Here is a 16,030-nt window from a genome sequence, read left to right as displayed (position 1 = left end):
ATTATTACCCAGTCGGGCAGGATGCAGCGTACTTCTGCCAGCGACGTCGAAGCAGCTCAGATGTGGATGTCATCCTTCCGTGCGTAGTCCAATTGCAGCGGGATCACGGCGCGGTGTTCCAAGGATGTGTTGGTACGGTGTTGTGTCATGTTTCCTAGATACCTAGCTAGATTCACAAGTGAGCTGCGCTGTTTTCCGACGGATTCTGGTGATATCCAGGGGTTGGAAGCCAGCCACGTGCTTGTACATCTGAAAAGTGATAAGCATCGTATCTTTGGGAGTGAGCGTAGCAGCCATATGCACAGTTATAGAATTCCCACATGCATGCTCCTTTGGCGCTCTATGACACCGTGACCGCATGTACGCTTGACGCACAGGTGACTGCGCATTTAGCTGATGATGGTTATATCTTGATGCAGCGCGCTGGCCATGCTGCTTGGGAGCTGCTATGTCAGCGTTGGCCTGCGGCTCGTCACGTGTTGATTGCATGCGGTCCTGGTAACAATGGTGGCGACGGCTATGTACTTGCCTGCTTGGCGCAGCGCGCCGGCTGGCGGGTAAAGGTGGTGCATTTGCCCGGGTGTGGGCCGGCATCGTTGCTGGCGCAGCGTGCTTGTGCCGATTATCTTGCCGCGGGTGGTCAGGTGACATTGTTCCCATGTGCGCTCGATGCTGCGGATGTGTTGGTTGATGCCTTGTTCGGCATTGGTTTAAATAGGCGCTTGGATGTGCCGACGCAAGGTCTGATCGATGCGTTGAATGCGGCGGGTCGACCCGTGTTGGCGTTAGATGTTCCTAGCGGGGTCGATGCCGAACGGGGCGCTGTATTTGGTACGCCAATACGTGCGCATGTCACGCTGCAATTTATCGTGCGCCATGTTGGTCTTTATACAGGCCAGGCATTGGAATCGGTGGGTGAGCGTTTACTCGCCGAGCTCGATGTGCCGGCAGCGCTCCGGGATAGCCTTGCCCCCTGCGCTGAAGTATGGGCTCCACCGATACTAGCGTCCCGGTGGCGTCCGCGGCGGCGTAACAGCCACAAAGGCGAGTCCGGGCGTGTGCTGTGCGTGGGCGGTAATTGGGGTAGCGGTGGAGCTATCATGTTGAGTGCCGAGGCCGCGCTGCGAAGTGGGGCCGGTGTGGTGCAAGTTGCCACGCGTGAGGCGCATGTCGCGCCGTTGCTGGCGCGTTGTCCAGAGACAATGCCATGTGGTGTCGTGGGTAGTGCCGAGTTAACACCGTTGCTGGCCGCCGCCGATGTCGTTGCGCTGGGGCCGGGGTTAGGGCAGGACCTATGGGGCCAAGCGTTATGGTCGACCACCCTCGACAGTGGGTGTGCCCTAGTGGTTGATGCTGATGCGTTGAACTTGTTAGCGGCGGCACCACGTGCTTTGCCATCCGGTGCAATTTTGACGCCGCATCCGGGCGAGGCTGGGCGTTTGCTTGGCTGCGAGACGGCCCAAGTGCAGGCTGATCGCCGTGCGGCTGCTCAGGCGTTGGCGGCGCGCTTTGCTGCTGTGGTGGTGCTTAAGGGCGCTGGCAGCGTGATTGCGGCGCCTCGTTGCTTACCTTGCCTGATTGATGCCGGTAATCCCGGCATGGCGGTTGGTGGGATGGGCGACTTACTCACTGGCGTGATTGCCGCGTTGCGTGCGCAGGGGTATAGCGCATTCGATGCGGCATTGTTGGGCGCGTTGCTGCATGCGGCGGCTGGAGACCGTGCGGTGTGTGACGGTGGTGAACGCGGCTTGCTGCCTAGCGATTTATTGCCGGTACTACGCCGTTTGGTGAATCAGGATCCTGCTCAGTGATCGAGTTCCACCTCACTGATGTTGCTGCTACTGAACGCTTGGGTGTGGTCTTGGCACACAGCCGGCCGATACGTGCCGGGTTGCATCTGCAGGGCGATATCGGGGCTGGCAAATCGACCTTGGCACGCGCGCTACTGCGTGCGCTGGGTGTCAGTGGGTTGATCCGCAGTCCGACCTACACGCTGATTGAACGTTATGTGTTGGCCGATGGCGGTGAAGCTTGGCATTTGGATCTATACCGGATTGGCCATGCAACTGAACTCGATTTTCTCGGTTTGGATGAGGACGAGGTTGCACTATGGCTGGTGGAGTGGCCTGAGCGTGGAGCGGGTGCGTTGCCGTTGTTGGATCTGGAGGTGGCGTTGGCCGTCGATGGTACGGGGCGTCGCGTCCGGTTACGTGCAGCCAGTACGCAAGGTGAGGTATGGCTGGCTGCTGCGGCTATAAAAATGCAATTGCCGGTTATTTTTCCAGAAATGTCCTAGGAAATGACGCCAGGCTATGGATTATTAAAGAGAAATTGCTTGCAATTCACAGGGGGCAATGCTTGAATCATTCACTATGATTCCCGGGAGTTTTCGATTCCGATGCTGTGCCTTGCTGTTTGTAGCTGCCCTCACGCTGGTGGGACCGCCGCTGCATGCAGGTGAGGTCAATGCGGTCGAGTTGACCAACAGTGTCAGTGGTACCCGTGCTGAAATCCGTCTTGTTGGCCGCGGTGTTTTCAAGACTATGTCGCTGGCTGCGCCAGAGCGTTTGGTAGTGGATTTCCCTGATTCCAGCGCCATTGAATCCTTGAAGCTACCCTCAGGGAGCGGCGTGGTGCGTAGCGTGCGCACTGGGCAGCCGACGCCCGGAACGTTTCGTGTGGTATTCGACTTGGTGAGTCCTGTGGTTTCGCTCAAACCGCAGATGCAAATGATCGGCAATGTCTCGACGTTGGTGATTGAGTGGCCGGGCAATGTCAGTCGCACATCAATTGCGGCGGACGTGCAGTCCGAGATCCGCCCGGCAGCGGTACCGGCTCCTTTGCCTATCGTTGATTCACGTACCGAGGCGGCACGTGCCACCGCGGTGTTGACGGGAAAGGTGCCACATCCCGCCTCCATGCTGGTTGCTCCTCAACCAAGCGAGGCGACCACCTACAGACTGTCTCCTGCTGAAATTCTCAACGGAGCGTCGCTAGGCGATGCTGCGTCTAGACAGGTCCCGGTGGTGGCTGTCTCTGCGCCTGCACCGGTGTTTCCAGCATCTCTTGTGGCGGCGGCTAACCCGGTGGGCGAAGCGATGGTTCCGCAGGTGACTGATGTGAAGGGTGCCCAGGGAGACGACACCGCACTGGTGTCGGCGCATCCCGTCATACCTGGCAATCTGGCACACATGAAGATGGAAGCTGGCATGCGTCCATTGATCGTGGCGATCGATCCCGGCCACGGTGGTCAAGATTCTGGTGCGGTTGGTCCCAGCGGTAAACTTGAGAAAAACGTGACTTTGGCGGTTGGCCGTGAGTTGGCGCGTCAGATCAATGCGACTCCCGGCATGAAGGCCTACATGACCCGTGATAGCGATGTATTTATCCCACTGCCCATGCGCGCGCAAAGAGCACGTGCGGCCAAGGCCGACATTTTCATTTCGATCCATGCGGATGCCGCTGATAACCGGGTTGCCAGTGGTTCGTCGGTCTATGTGCTGTCGACGAAGGGGGCCTCCTCGCAGCGCGCGCGCTGGTTGGCTGACAAAGAAAATGCGGCCGATCTGGTCGGAGGGGTACGTTTGCAAAAGGCCGAGCCAACCTTGGTCAACGTGTTGTTGGACTTAGCCCAGAGCGGTTATATGAAGGCGTCTGAAGACGCTGCCGAGCATGTGCTGGGTAGCCTGAAGCGGATCGGTAATAGCCACAAGCCAGAGGTAGAACACGCCAATTTCGCGGTGCTGCGCACCTCGGATATGCCGGCGATGCTTGTCGAAACGGCCTTCATCTCCAATCCATCTGAGGAACGGCGCTTGATCGATCCCATGTTCCAGCGCCAGTTGGCTAGTGCGGTGTTGGATGGAGTGATGACCTTCTTCACCAGCCAGCCACCACCCGGTACGCTATTCGCCGTGCGTGCCCAACTCGAGTCAGCCCCGGCCGCTGGCTCGGTGAGCAACAGCACGCGTTAAGCTGCTTGATGATGATCTAAGAGGTTCTGGAGTGAACCGGAGCCCGGGTGCCGTTGATCCGGGTTTCCCGGATGCCTGGGTATTTCATCGTGTCAGTTTGATTACTGTTTCCTATCCGTCATCCCCGGAGAATCGCTGATGCCAATCCGTCAGCTGCCCGAGATCTTGATTAACCAGATTGCTGCTGGCGAGGTGGTTGAACGTCCAGCCTCGGTGGTCAAAGAATTGGTCGAAAATGCAATCGATGCCGGCGCGACACGTGTGGACATCGATTTGGAAGAAGGAGGAGTGCGCCTGATCCGAATCCGCGACAACGGCCACGGTATAGGTGCCCAGGAATTACCGCTGGCAGTCTCGCGCCACGCCACTAGCAAAATCGCCTCACTGGATGACTTAGAAGCAGTTGCCACACTCGGCTTCCGTGGCGAGGCACTGCCTTCGATTGCGTCGGTGAGCCGTTTTACCTTGATGTCGCGTCGTGCCGCTGATGAGCACGGCGCGGCATTGCACGTTGAGGGAGGTCAATGTGGTGAGGTGATACCGCATCCACATGCACTGGGTACGACTGTTGAGGTACGTGAGTTGTTCTACAACGTGCCGGCGCGGCGTAAGTTCCTTCGTGCTGAGCGCACTGAGTTGGGTCATATTGAAGAGTGGGCGCGCTCGCTGGCGCTGGCGCATCCAGACGTAGAGTGGCGTATCTCGCATAACGGCAAACTTTCGCGTCGCTATAAACCTGGCGACTTGTATTCAGACGTGCGCCTGATCGAGATCCTGGGCGAAGACTTTGCGCATCAGGCCTTGCGTGTGGACCACAGTGGTGCCGGATTACGTCTGCATGGGTGCATCGTTCAGCCGCATTACTCACGCCCCAATGCGGATCAGCAATACCTGTACGTGAACGGACGCCCAGTCCGTGATCGCAGTGTTGCTCACGCTGTCAAGAATGCTTACGGCGATGTGCTCTACCACGGTCGTTATCCAGCGTACGTGCTGTTTCTAGAGCTGGATCCAACACGCGTGGACGTGAATGTACACCCAGCCAAACATGAGGTGCGTTTCCGTGATGCACGGCTGATCTATGACTTCGTCTACCGCACCCTTCAGGATACGTTGGCACAGACGCGTGCTGGTACCACACCGCTGGCGGCATTAGTGGGTATGGGTCATGTGGAGGGGGAAATCGCGTCGCATCCTGACCCTCAGGCCCTGTCATCTGTAGGGCGGCGTGCTGTCTCGGATGTGTTGGGGAGCCGCTCTAGCGGCGCTTGGCGGCCTCTTCAGAGTTCGCCAAGCTTGTCTGTGGCTGAAGCGCCAGCCGCGTATGCCGCGTTGTATGCGCCGCCAGCGGTTGAACCTGTGGATGCTGCGCCACAACAGGTACTGATTCAGGCCGGATTGCCATTGGCCGATGAAACTGATGGCATACCACCGCTTGGCTATGCGATCGCACAGCTACATGGCGTTTATATTCTCGCGGAGTGTACTGATGGATTGATCGTGGTGGATATGCATGCTGCTCACGAGCGCATTGGCTACGAGCGACTCAAGCGCGCCCACGATGGCATTGGCTTGCGCACCCAGCCGCTCTTGGTACCGATGACCTTGATGGTATCCGAGCGTGAGGCCGATGTGGCTGAGTGCGAAGCTGAGACCTTGGTCGGCCTTGGCTTTGAAGTGACCCGCAGCGGTCCGGGTGCGTTGCATGTGCGCAGCATTCCGGCGTTGCTTGCCCACGCTGAACCAGAGAGGTTACTGCGCGACGTGCTCAGCGATCTGCTTGAACATGGCCAGACCCGGCGTGTGGCCGCTGCACGTGACACGCTACTTTCGAAGATGGCTTGCCATGGTGCAGTGCGTGCGCACCGACGCTTGACCATCTCCGAGATGAATGCGTTGTTGCGTGACATGGAAGCCACCGAGCGTTCCGGTCAATGTAATCATGGCCGTCCCACCTGGGCACGGTTCAGTCTGGCTGAAATCGATCGTTGGTTCCTTAGGGGGCGGTGATGCGACGTGGATGCGAATGGGGGACCGTATCGATCCTGTTGGCCGTCTTGGCAGCGCTTTTGGTGGGTTGTCAGCGTGGTCGTGAGTCTGCCGCACAGCCGTTTGTGAAGACAGACGCGACATTCCAGGCCGATCATCGGATGTGGCGCGAGCACCGGCGGCGTGAGCTGAGTAAACCCGATGGGTGGACTAGCTTGATTGGCTTGCACTGGTTGGGGCCGAAGGCGCATTACATCGGCACCAGTCCCGACAATGGCATCCGCTTGATGATGGGGCCGCCTGAGATGGGCATGATCGAGCGCGATGGAGATGTTGTTTGGTTGACTCCAAAGTCCGGTGTGCCGTTGAGTGTCGATGGGCAGCCGTTGCGTGATCGCGTCCGGGTGTTCAGTGATCGTGATCCCACACCCACCACGATTGGTTTTGATGATGGCAAGGGATGGTTGACGCTGATTCGGCGCGGTGACCGGTTTGCACTGCGGGTCAGACATGCGCATGCACCGTCACGGCTGCACTTCACTGGTGTGCAGTATTGGCCGGTAGATCCAACATGGCGGATTCAAGCTCGTTATTTGCCTAACAAGGCTGGCGCTACGCTATCGATTGTTAACATCGTTGGTGTGACGACCAATGAGCCCAACGCGGGTGTGATCGAGTTCGAGCGCTTTGGCCGCACCTATCGTCTGCAAGCGATCGGTGAGCCGGGGCAGGCGCTGTTCGTGATGTTTGCTGACCGTACCAGTGGCCACGGCAGCTATCCTGCTGGGCGCTTCTTGGAGGTGGATACGCCGGATACACAGGGTCGTGTAGCGCTGGATTTCAATCGTGCCTACAACCCGCCATGTGCATTTACGTCGTTTTCCACCTGCCCGCTCCCACCCCCTGAGAACCGATTGAATTTGGCGGTAACTGCTGGGGAGAAGACTTACCATGCATCGACAACTTCACCGTGAATGCATGGGCGGTGTCGTCTGAGTGGTTGATACCGCTGACTGACTAGGGATCTGTCATCGTATGGTCGTTGCTTCGGTCAATGGCCTGTTATGACCGCGGTTGCAAGATGTGGATGATGACGCTCATTGCACCTGGCTTTATTGTTGTTTCGCAGCTGGTCGAGGATGGCTGCGCATGCACTACGCAGTGACGTGGATGTCAGTGCTGCGGCACATACCACGTATAAAAGCGGGTGGGTTTGGAGCTGTGTTGTCTGCCAAATCCAAATGCCATCGGGCTTGTCTCAATGGGTGCGATAAACCCGCATGATCGACTGAGCGATGCAGTCATTCTTCTTTAAAGGTCCATTTTCTCCGGTTTGTGCTGCGAGTCCTTTCTGGCGAGTCATGACTCAGTCCAGGCAGATCGTTGTAACACATGATCCCAAGCATCCAGGGGCCTCAGGACATCTGCCTGACTGAACTGATTGAGGTGCGTCGCTGGTCGGTGGTATCCGTTCGATCTGTCCGCTTCAAGTACGTGGCAGCGTGACTCCCGTCTGTCCTTGATATTTGCCGTCGCGGTCGCGGTAGGATGTTTCGCACACATCGTCGACATCGGCTTGTAGAAACAGCATCTGCGCTACGCCCTCGTTCGCATAAATGCGTGCGGGTAACGGGGTTGTGTTGCTAAATTCCAGAGTCACGTGCCCTTCCCACTCCGGCTCCAATGGGGTCACATTGACGATGATCCCGCAACGTGCGTAGGTGCTTTTCCCAAGACATACCACCAGTACGTCACGTGGGATGCGGAAATACTCGATCGTACGTGCCAAGGCAAAGCTGTTCGGCGGGATGATGCATACGTCTGACTCGACATCGACGAAGCTTCCATTGTCGAAGTGTTTTGGATCGACGATGGTCGAATTGATATTGGTGAATATCTTGAACTCACGCGAGCAGCGCACGTCGTAGCCGTAACTGGATGTGCCGTAACTGACGATGCGTTGCGCTGCCGCATTTTGCTTGATTTGGCCAGGTTCGAACGGTGCAATCATGCGGTGTTGCCCGGCCATATGCCGGATCCAGCGGTCGCTCTTGATGCTCATGTGATGTCCTTAGGAACAGGGGGGCGCTTGGCCGCGCATTCTAACCGCCGTCAGTGCTGTCCGCCTCGACCTTGAATGCGTGATACCCCGGTGACAGCGCGTTGCTGGGATATCGAATCTGCTTGTCCATGTTGCCGCTATCGTGTTACAGCGCGGCCTGATGCCTCGAACCCGTATCTGCCAAGGTGTTTACGGATGTTGTGTCAGCGCCTCCACTTGGACGCCGCCATGACTCATTCCCGATGCTTCCCAACACATGCGTGTATTGGGGGTGTCTGCCCTGCGCAGATGTTCTCGCCAGTCTTAACCTACGTATCCCTCGATCTCCACGAGCAGATCATTGCGGCATATGGTGCCGTGCAACAGCACGTGCGGGATCGTGTCCAGGCGTGCCTGTAGTGCGGTGGCAATGCGTGGTAAGTCCATGTGCTCGCGCACGTAGACTTTTAATCGCGTTTTTGGGTCAAAGTGCGCTGGTATTTCGGAGCGCTGTGCGTGCGCTTGACTGAGCAGTGTGTTGAAGTTTGCGAAGATCTCCTCCAATTGTGCCACTGGTTCACCGGGATGCATGGAGCGATGCCCGACGATGGCTGCAGTGCTAGACAACAACAGTGGCATTGCGCTGGCGCGGGGGGGCAGCATCGCTCGTGCGAAGCTTGGAGATTGTGGGCCGTAGCGACGTGGATAGCAGTAGGCACTGATCTGACGCGGATTTTCCAGAGGTGTCCCAGGCATCGCTGCAGCCAACCAATAGACTTGAAGGATGCGGTGTTCGCTGCTGTGACCGATGGCTGTTGCAGCGGGCAGTTGTGTGGTCTCCAAGCTGCCGAGGCCACGTGCGCGGCCAATGTTGAACTTGCGGTAACGCTCGTGATCACCAGTACCGATGGTGATTGCGTCTAGATAGTTCCAGATCCGTAACAAATGTGGTGTGCTGCTGCCAGCAACAAAGTTCGTCAGGCGCGTGTAGAGTCGTTCAGCGCAGCTTTCGATCGGTTGTGCTCCCTCCTCCAATTCAATCACGCCGAATTGCAGCTGACCGTTACTGGCCCAGGCAATCTCAGCGTTACGTCCGCAATCTACCGGTGTATTGCTGGACCATACTTCCAATGGTGCTGCGCCGTATGGTTCCAGACGTACGCGTACGTAGCGCGGGTCGTCGGCACGCGGCGCATCGGCACCAAAACCAAACACAGCCAGCACGCAACGATCGGCCAGCAACATGCCCAGGGCTGAGGTTGGTGCGTAGTCTACGTGTAATGCGGCAGTAAACGCGGTGTTCATCAATGGTGTCATTGTAGCGTCTCGCCTGCGAAGCCAAGACGCGGCTGACGGTGGCGTTGCCGCCAAGAGTGCCCGGTCTGGGGCAGTATCAACAATGTGGTCATCGCGTAGATCAGGGTGAACACGTGCAAGCGCTACGGTATGGCTGAGGGAAAGTCGGCGCCGAACTCGAGTGCGCTGATGGCGCGCACGGTGTCCAGTACCCCTAGTCATTGCAAAAGCGGTATGTTCAATGACAGCAGCGACGCGCTGATGTGCAAGCGCGGGTGGATATTTTTTCTAACCATGTCACTCCCCAGCCGCGTTGGGTAAGCAGGATGGCTGCGGTGTAGCCTGCGGGACCAGCGTCGATCACCAACACATCCGGGGTGTTGACCTTGGCCATCGACCGTGGAACAGCGGACGTCGCGTGTGTGGCGGTGGGCGTCACCTTAGATATGTACCTTGAACAGAGCGTGAAAACATCTCAATGCTACCTGGGGAAAAGGTGCCGGGGGAGTTGCACGCGACGTGCCGATGCATGATCTTTGTGCACCGTTTATTGTTTGGGATCTCTGCTAGATGTCTGTGCAAACTCCTGCTGAGCGCGAACTGGCTGAGTTACTGGTTGAAAGTCTCAATCTTGAGGATGTCCAACCCGGGGATATCGATCCGACAGCACCGTTGTTCAACACGGGGTTGGGCCTGGATTCGATTGATGCGCTCGAATTGGCTCTGGTGATTACCAAGCGTTATGGTTTCCAGATACGTTCGGATCATGACGACAACCAACGTATCTTCGCTTCGCTGCGTGCGCTTTCAGATCATGTCCAAGCGCATAGAAGTACCTGAGTCAGTTGCAGATACGTCTGTCCTAGCCTGGGTGTTGGGCTTGGCCGTGTTGGTGGCGTTGTCCTAATTCATTGCTGGGGCACTAGGCCAATACCACGCACCGGTCTTCGCTGGCGCGTGCTGGCGGGTGCCGCCCTGGTGCTGATTGAGCCAATAGCACGTGGCCGCATATGGGCTTGTCGTGCCGTGTTGGTTGTGTTGGTGGCGATCGCGTCATTGTGGGAATCGCGCCGTGCGTTGCTACTGCTGGCGGTGCCACCGGTGGTGTTCACTGGGTGGATGGCTTGGCTCTTCGGGGGCCGGGTGCGTCGCGGCCATGTGCTGCTCATCACCCGTAGTGTTGCGGGCTTGTATCGCCCCGCGTGCCGGAATATTAGCCCGGTTCAATCTCGCTACGCTTGCCGATTGACTCTGGTGTGGACCTTATTTTGACCGGGCCGACCTTGGTGAATGGAGTGCTTGGGTTGTGTGCGGTGCCAAGTGGGGTGCTTGCTCAGCTTGGCCAGCCACCGTGGCTGGCGATTCCTGACGGGTGGGTTGCGGTATTGGTGAATCTGTTGGCTTACGCCGTGATCGGCAGCTGCTTCATTGGGGAATATTTTTTGTGTGGAGACGGGTTTCCGTAGCGTCCATACGGGAATTTTGTGGATTTTTTGTGCCAGATGGTGTGTTTGGGTCCCGAATGTTGGCGCAATTTGCTGCGTTGAGTTTGACGTTCTTTACAGCATGAGCAGTTGAGCGAACGTGACACTGCCGTATCGCATGTGGGTATGACGCACTCTCTTGCCAACCACGCTTTATCTTGAGTTTGGGCTGCTGGCAGTATCCTGCTGCGGTTTACCTTAAAGAGCGTGGGTGCGGGTGTTAAGTGTGGCGCGCAATATGGTCTCAAGCATGTTCATGAGAGATGCGATTGATGGAATTTTTCATTCCTAAAACGCATCCCTGCTTGCCTGGCCACTTTCCTGGCTTTCCCATCGTGCCTGGCGTGCTCGTGTTGGAGCACGTGTTACATGCATTGCAGGTACGCGAAGGTAGGTTGACCGGCATCCGTCTGCCGCAGGTCAAATTTTTGCGGCCGCTGTTGCCGGAGCAACATGCGCGGATCGAATTGGAGGGAACCATGCCACGCTGGCGTTTCCGCGTTTGCTGCGCCCAGCATCTTTTGGCCAGCGGCGAGATTGTTGCCGGGTCGGCGGCATGAGTGCGTTCTGGAAGCATCGTCCGGAGGGTGGGGGGCGCTTCGCGCTGTGGTTAATCTGCGGTATTGCGCGCTATGGCGGTCGTGTGATCGGGCGTGCGTTGCTGTATCCGATCACTGTCTACTTCCTCCTGGTGCGTGGTTCGGAACGCCGCGCCTCTCGGTATTACCTGACGTGTGTGCTGGGCCGGCCAGCGGGCTGGATGGATGTGGCGCGACACATCCATGTGTTCGCCTCCACGATTCTCGACCGCGTGTATATGTTGTGTGGGCAGATGGAGCCTTTCCAGATCGATTTGCGCGGATTGGATCAGTTGTCTGTGTATCTGGACCGCGGTTGTGGTGTGCTGATCTTCGGTTCGCACCTGGGCAGTTTTGAAGCGTTGCGTGTGCTGGCGACCGAGCGTCCGCATGCCAAGCTCCGGATCGTGCTCGATAAGGCACACAACCGCGCAACGAGTGAGTTGTTGGACGCACTCAATCCGGAGCTTGCGGACGGCATCATTGATGCTGGTATGGACAGTACCTCGATTGTCATCGCGATTAAGACAGCCGTGGAGGAGGGAGCGATGGTGGCGTTGCTGGTGGACCGCCCATCCCAGAGGGATCCTTTGTTGCCGATGATGTTCCTCGGACGCACCGCGGCGTTTCCCACCTCGCCGTGGCTGATCGCTGCAGCGCTGAAGGTGCCTGTGGTGCTGGCATTCGGTTTGTACCACGGCGGTAACCATTACGAGTTGATATTCGAAGCGTTCAGCGAAGGGCTGGAACTGCCCCGTCGCCAGCGTGCCCCAGCATTGGCCATGCTCATACGCGATTACGCCGCCAGGCTGGAACATTACACACGTTACGCGCCATACAACTGGTTCAACTTCTACGATTTCTGGAATGTCCCTGATGCTGCTGATGCGTCGTGCCTTGCCGTGGATGCTGATACTGCTGTGCAGCGGCGCACCGCTGCTGCTGACCGCAGCAAATGAGCAGGATGATGTCACCTGGATACTTAAGACGCTGGCCCACCCAGTGTCAGTGAGTATCCCGTTTTTGGAATTGCACCGCTCGGCATTATTGAAGACCCGGTTGCGGGTTCAGGGCTATTACCGTTGGCTGGATGCGCAGACCCTGGTGCGCGAAGTAACCGTGCCGTACCACGAGGTGACAACGCTGCGCAATGGCGAGGTGATCCTTGAGCGCGATGGCAAGGCACGACGCCGTTTTGATCTGTCACGCGCACCTGAGTTAGCTGCTTTGTACACTGGATTAAGTGCGTTGCTGTCAGGCAACCGCGCGTTGCTCGAACGGAATTTTCGTGTTCGTGCCGAGGGCACACAGGATGTTTGGCAACTGCATCTGGCCCCTCTGGAGGCAACATTGGCGCAACAGGTGCGTGAGGTGCGTCTGTATGGACGTGGTGCCGATCTGAACTGTATGGAAAGTGTGCCGGCCAGAGGGGACGTGCAGCGTACCTTATTGGCCGGTGCAGTACAGGCGGTGACTGCGGTGGATAACACAACAACACTGGTCGCGCTATGTCATGGCCGTTCTACGTGAGGTTTGCTCACGAGAGCGGTGATGTGCCGATGTGGGGTGCTTGCAGTATTGGTCCAGGTTGCGGGACGTGTGTCTCCATCCGTTCCGGCATGTTCGATGACCGCATGTGGTCTGATGTGTGGGTGCCTTGGCCACGATCTGCCGCTTGTGTCGGTGTCGCCTGCTGCAACGTGGAGACCGATCATGCGTGATTGGAGTGCGGGGTGTCGTATCGGCATCGCTTTATTGTGGTTGGTGCTCTTAGTGGTCATGGCCTGGTGGCTTTCTGATCGGCTGCAACTCACGGGTGATCTGCGTAAGTTCATGCCCGAGGCACATACTCCCGCACAAAAGCTGTTACTCGAGGAACTGGGTGAAGGGCCGGGCTCACGTCTGTTGTTGATGTCCTTACGTGGCAGTGATCCAGCCACGCTGGCGCGGCAATCGCAGGCATTGCACCAAATACTGGCTGGGCAGGACCAGGTGTTTGAGCTGGTGGCTAACGGTACCCATGTTGGGTTGGAGGCCATCCCGGCGCGATTACTGCCATACCGTTACCTGCTCACTGACAGCTTTGATGCGGCACCGCTGGATGCCGCGCAGCTCAAGCAGGCACTGCAGCTGCGGTTACAAGATCTGGGTTCTCCGGCGGCCATCTTGGTTGAACCTCTGCTGCCCCGGGATCCAACGCTGGAAGTGGTGCATCTGGCGGAGCGTTTACAGCCGCTGGTGGCACCTCCAATGCACGATGGTGTCTGGTTTGATCATGCTGGACAGCGTGCGTTACTGCTGGCACAGACGCGTGCGGCTGGTTTTGATCCGACGAGTCAGCAGCGCGCCTACGATACGGTACAGGCCGCGTTCACCCGGGTGGCTGTCAATACTGCAACTCAGTTAGAACTCACCGGACCCGGAGCATTCGCGGTGGAGATTACCGCGCGGACTCAAGGTGAGGCGCAGTGGATCGGGATACTGGATACGGCAGGGCTGATTGTGCTGCTGCTGCTGGCGTATCGCAGTTGGAAAGTGCCAGTGTTGGGTGTGTTACCTCTTGCCAGTGCCGGTTTGGCTGGTCTGGCGGCGGTGGCCTTGCTGTTTGACAGCGTGCATGGCATCACCGTGGCGTTCGGTTTTACTTTGATCGGTGTGGCGCAGGATTATCCGATTCACTTGTTTAGCCATCAACGTCCGGGCCTGGACCCGCGGGAAAACGCGCGCCACCTTTGGCCGACCTTGGCGACGGGTGTGGTGTCCACCTGTATTGCCTATGTCACTTTCCTATTTTCCGGAGTGGATGGTCTGCGCCAGCTTGCCACCTTCACCATTGCAGGCTTACTGGTGGCGGCGCTGACCACACGCTGGTTGTTGCCGGAGTTGATTGATCCTGCGCCGCGTGATCCTGCGCATTCGGTATGGCTCGCGCGGCTATGGCAGTGGATCGCGGGGGGGCCGTGTCCGCGCTGGTCGCTGGCCCTATTGAGCGTGGCTGCAGGAGCCGCTGTGCTCCTGGCGCCGGGACCGTTCTGGCAGAACGACCTGTCCAAGCTGACTCCGGTACCGGTTGAGGCGTTGCGGCGTGATCTGCACCTGCGTCGGGAGCTGGGTGCACCGGATGTACGTTATGTGCTGGTATTGCATGCGGCTTCGGTCGAGCAGGCTTTGCAGGCTAGCGAGGCATTGCGCCCACGTCTGGATCGTGCGGTTGCCCAAGGGAGCGTTGCCGGTTACGACATGGCCGCACGTTATCTGCCCAGTATCCAGACCCAGCGTCGCCGTCAGGCGGCATTGCCCACACCGGAGGAGGCGCGGCGCTTGATCGAAGCAGCGGTTGCGGCCTCAGCGTTTCGCACCGACGTATTCGAGCCATTTCAGGCGGATGTGGAGACGGCACGGCAGGCGCCGCCTCTGACGGTACAGAGCTTGGTGGGTACTCCGTTGGCCATGCCGGTCAGCAGTTTGTTGTTGCTGCGTACGGATGGCGTTACCGCGCTGGTTTCCCTGATCGGTCTGCATGATCCGCAGGCGCTCGCGGCAGTGGTACGCGGCAGTGGTGCCCAGTTGATGGACCTGAAGGAAGCTTCTGAGTCCCTTGTTGTGGCTTACCGTGGTCGTGTGCTGGCCGCGTTGGGTGTTGCTGCGTTTCTATTGGCTGGTACCGTTGCCTTGGCATTGCGTCAGTGGCGACGGATCGTGCGTGTGCTATTGCCAATGGCGATGACGACGTTGCTGATCGTGGCATTGCAACGCCTCTGCGGGGTAGAACTGAATCTGTTTCACCTGATTGCGCTGATTCTCGCGGCTGGGTTGGGCCTGGACTATGCGTTGTTCTTCGAACATGCCGGTCACCATCGTGCCGACCAATTGCGTACGCTGCATGCGCTGTTGGTGTGCAGTGTGATGACGCTGTTAGTGTTCGCGCTGCTGGCCGTATCGAGCATCCCGGTGCTGAGTGCGATTGGGAGTACGGTGGCACTGGGTGTTTTGTTTAACTTCATTCTCGCGTTGTTGATCTCGCGTGCTCCGGTGTTGGACCGGATCTCTGGGAAGGAAGCGGATGTTGCAAGGATTTGAATCTATCGCTGAGCTGCTGCCTCACCAAGGCAGCATGTGTTTTTGGGAACAGGTAGTGGATTGGGACACGACGCGCATTGTGCTGTGCAGTGATATGCACCGTGATCTGGTCCACCCACTACGTGACGCCGGGCGTTTGCACGCAGTGCATCTGTGTGAGTACGGTGCGCAAGCAATGGCGGTGCATGGCGGCTTGCTGGGGCGCGAGATAGGCCGCCCCGTGCGACAGGGCATGCTGGTCGCATTGCGTGCGGTGACGCTGTATGTAGATCGGTTCGACGATTTACCACAGGCGCTGCATGGGGAGGCCGCAGTGCTGCTGCAAGGCGAGGACAGCCAACAGTACACATTCCGTATCTTCCATGTTGGCCAGCTGCTTGCCGAAGGCCGTGCGGTGGTGATGCTGGACTGAGCGCCTGTGTGGCTGTGCAGGCGGTGACCACTTTTTGTACCGTTTTAATCCGGTGGTCAGTGGATTGCGCTAGGCGTGATTGAATCGAAACAAAGACAATGCAGTACTCACCCGGTGAATTGTGGAGCACCGTACGTATTACGGAGGGGGTCGAGTGTTGCAAATGATTGATTTTA

Annotated in this window: 14 protein-coding genes and 1 pseudogene; 12 read left to right on the top strand and 3 right to left on the bottom strand. The window is 58.0% G+C overall.

Annotation, left to right across the window (positions count from 1 at the left end; genetic code table 11):
- Positions 1-320: 320 nt before the first annotated feature.
- From PLS229_RS11645 to PLS229_RS11625, 5 genes are all read left to right on the top strand, one after another.
- Entirely contained in the window at positions 321-1,811 is a 1,491-nt protein-coding gene (locus PLS229_RS11645) for an NAD(P)H-hydrate dehydratase (RefSeq protein WP_038269686.1), read from the top strand.
- Positions 1,808-2,296, top strand: coding sequence for a tRNA (adenosine(37)-N6)-threonylcarbamoyltransferase complex ATPase subunit type 1 TsaE (gene tsaE / locus PLS229_RS11640; protein WP_038269688.1), 489 nt, complete (start codon positions 1,808-1,810; stop codon positions 2,294-2,296). Before PLS229_RS11645 ends, tsaE begins: the two co-directional genes overlap by 4 nt.
- Positions 2,297-2,354: 58 nt before the next feature.
- Positions 2,355-3,974 carry an N-acetylmuramoyl-L-alanine amidase gene (locus PLS229_RS11635; protein ID WP_038269690.1) on the top strand — a complete coding sequence of 540 codons (1,620 nt, stop codon included), beginning with the start codon at positions 2,355-2,357 and terminating at the stop codon, positions 3,972-3,974.
- A 138-nt stretch (positions 3,975-4,112) separates the two neighbouring features.
- Positions 4,113-5,984 carry a DNA mismatch repair endonuclease MutL gene (gene mutL / locus PLS229_RS11630; protein ID WP_038269692.1) on the top strand — a complete coding sequence of 624 codons (1,872 nt, stop codon included), beginning with the start codon at positions 4,113-4,115 and terminating at the stop codon, positions 5,982-5,984.
- Entirely contained in the window at positions 5,984-6,937 is a 954-nt protein-coding gene (locus tag PLS229_RS11625) for a DUF1684 domain-containing protein (protein ID WP_038269695.1), read from the top strand. Before mutL ends, PLS229_RS11625 begins: the two co-directional genes overlap by 1 nt.
- Positions 6,938-7,449: 512 nt before the next feature.
- Here the strand turns inward: PLS229_RS11625 and dcd are convergent.
- The 3 genes from dcd to PLS229_RS11610 all read right to left on the bottom strand — a co-directional run bounded on the left by dcd (position 7,450) and on the right by PLS229_RS11610 (position 9,739).
- Complete coding sequence (dcd, locus tag PLS229_RS11620) at positions 7,450-8,025, bottom strand: dCTP deaminase (protein ID WP_038269697.1); 576 nt, start codon at positions 8,023-8,025, stop codon at positions 7,450-7,452.
- A gap of 303 nt (positions 8,026-8,328) precedes the next feature.
- Positions 8,329-9,309 (bottom strand): chorismate transformation FkbO/Hyg5 family protein, encoded by a 981-nt coding sequence (locus tag PLS229_RS11615; protein ID WP_038269899.1) that lies wholly within the window; start codon positions 9,307-9,309, stop codon positions 8,329-8,331.
- Positions 9,310-9,538: 229 nt separating this feature from the next.
- Complete coding sequence (locus tag PLS229_RS11610; RefSeq protein WP_425511072.1) at positions 9,539-9,739, bottom strand: FAD-dependent monooxygenase; 201 nt, start codon at positions 9,737-9,739, stop codon at positions 9,539-9,541.
- A 131-nt stretch (positions 9,740-9,870) separates the two neighbouring features.
- On the opposite strand from PLS229_RS11610, the gene PLS229_RS11605 reads away from it, so the two are divergent.
- The 7 genes and pseudogenes from PLS229_RS11605 (at position 9,871) to PLS229_RS11575 (ending at position 15,854) form a co-directional block, all read left to right on the top strand.
- Positions 9,871-10,140: a phosphopantetheine-binding protein gene (locus PLS229_RS11605; RefSeq protein ID WP_038269698.1), complete on the top strand. Its 270-nt coding sequence runs from the start codon at positions 9,871-9,873 to the stop codon at positions 10,138-10,140.
- Positions 10,115-10,847: pseudogene (locus tag PLS229_RS11600) on the top strand (ketosynthase). Before PLS229_RS11605 ends, PLS229_RS11600 begins: the two are co-directional and overlap by 26 nt.
- Positions 10,848-11,056: 209 nt before the next feature.
- A complete protein-coding gene (locus tag PLS229_RS11595; protein WP_038269700.1) occupies positions 11,057-11,344 on the top strand; it encodes a 3-hydroxyacyl-ACP dehydratase FabZ family protein in 288 nt (95 codons plus the stop codon).
- Positions 11,341-12,321: a lysophospholipid acyltransferase family protein gene (locus PLS229_RS11590; protein WP_038269702.1), complete on the top strand. Its 981-nt coding sequence runs from the start codon at positions 11,341-11,343 to the stop codon at positions 12,319-12,321. Before PLS229_RS11595 ends, PLS229_RS11590 begins: the two co-directional genes overlap by 4 nt.
- Entirely contained in the window at positions 12,248-12,892 is a 645-nt protein-coding gene (locus tag PLS229_RS11585; protein ID WP_081755386.1) for a LolA-related protein, read from the top strand. Before PLS229_RS11590 ends, PLS229_RS11585 begins: the two co-directional genes overlap by 74 nt.
- Before the next feature lie 183 nt (positions 12,893-13,075).
- On the top strand, positions 13,076-15,442 hold the full coding sequence (locus tag PLS229_RS11580; RefSeq protein WP_038269903.1) for an MMPL family transporter: 2,367 nt from the start codon (positions 13,076-13,078) through the stop codon (positions 15,440-15,442).
- Positions 15,429-15,854 (top strand): hotdog family protein, encoded by a 426-nt coding sequence (locus PLS229_RS11575; protein ID WP_038269904.1) that lies wholly within the window; start codon positions 15,429-15,431, stop codon positions 15,852-15,854. The genes PLS229_RS11580 and PLS229_RS11575 overlap by 14 nt, the downstream gene beginning before the upstream one ends.
- Positions 15,855-16,030 lie beyond the last annotated feature (176 nt).

The organism is Xylella taiwanensis (genome assembly GCF_013177435.1).
Lineage (GTDB): Bacteria > Pseudomonadota > Gammaproteobacteria > Xanthomonadales > Xanthomonadaceae > Xylella > Xylella taiwanensis.
Note: the sequence above shows the minus strand (reverse complement) of the source record. Positions and strands in the feature narration are given on the sequence as shown.

Coding starts and splice junctions, on each gene's coding strand:
- PLS229_RS11645 (WP_038269686.1), top strand. CDS start 321: ATGCATGCTCCTTTGGCGCTCTATGACACCGTGACCGCATGTACGCTT.
- PLS229_RS11635 (WP_038269690.1), top strand. CDS start 2,355: ATGCTTGAATCATTCACTATGATTCCCGGGAGTTTTCGATTCCGATGC.
- mutL (WP_038269692.1), top strand. CDS start 4,113: ATGCCAATCCGTCAGCTGCCCGAGATCTTGATTAACCAGATTGCTGCT.
- PLS229_RS11625 (WP_038269695.1), top strand. CDS start 5,984: ATGCGACGTGGATGCGAATGGGGGACCGTATCGATCCTGTTGGCCGTC.
- dcd (WP_038269697.1), bottom strand. CDS start 8,025: ATGAGCATCAAGAGCGACCGCTGGATCCGGCATATGGCCGGGCAACAC.
- PLS229_RS11615 (WP_038269899.1), bottom strand. CDS start 9,309: ATGAACACCGCGTTTACTGCCGCATTACACGTAGACTACGCACCAACC.
- PLS229_RS11605 (WP_038269698.1), top strand. CDS start 9,871: ATGTCTGTGCAAACTCCTGCTGAGCGCGAACTGGCTGAGTTACTGGTT.
- PLS229_RS11595 (WP_038269700.1), top strand. CDS start 11,057: ATGGAATTTTTCATTCCTAAAACGCATCCCTGCTTGCCTGGCCACTTT.
- PLS229_RS11590 (WP_038269702.1), top strand. CDS start 11,341: ATGAGTGCGTTCTGGAAGCATCGTCCGGAGGGTGGGGGGCGCTTCGCG.
- PLS229_RS11585 (WP_081755386.1), top strand. CDS start 12,248: ATGCGTCGTGCCTTGCCGTGGATGCTGATACTGCTGTGCAGCGGCGCA.
- PLS229_RS11580 (WP_038269903.1), top strand. CDS start 13,076: ATGCGTGATTGGAGTGCGGGGTGTCGTATCGGCATCGCTTTATTGTGG.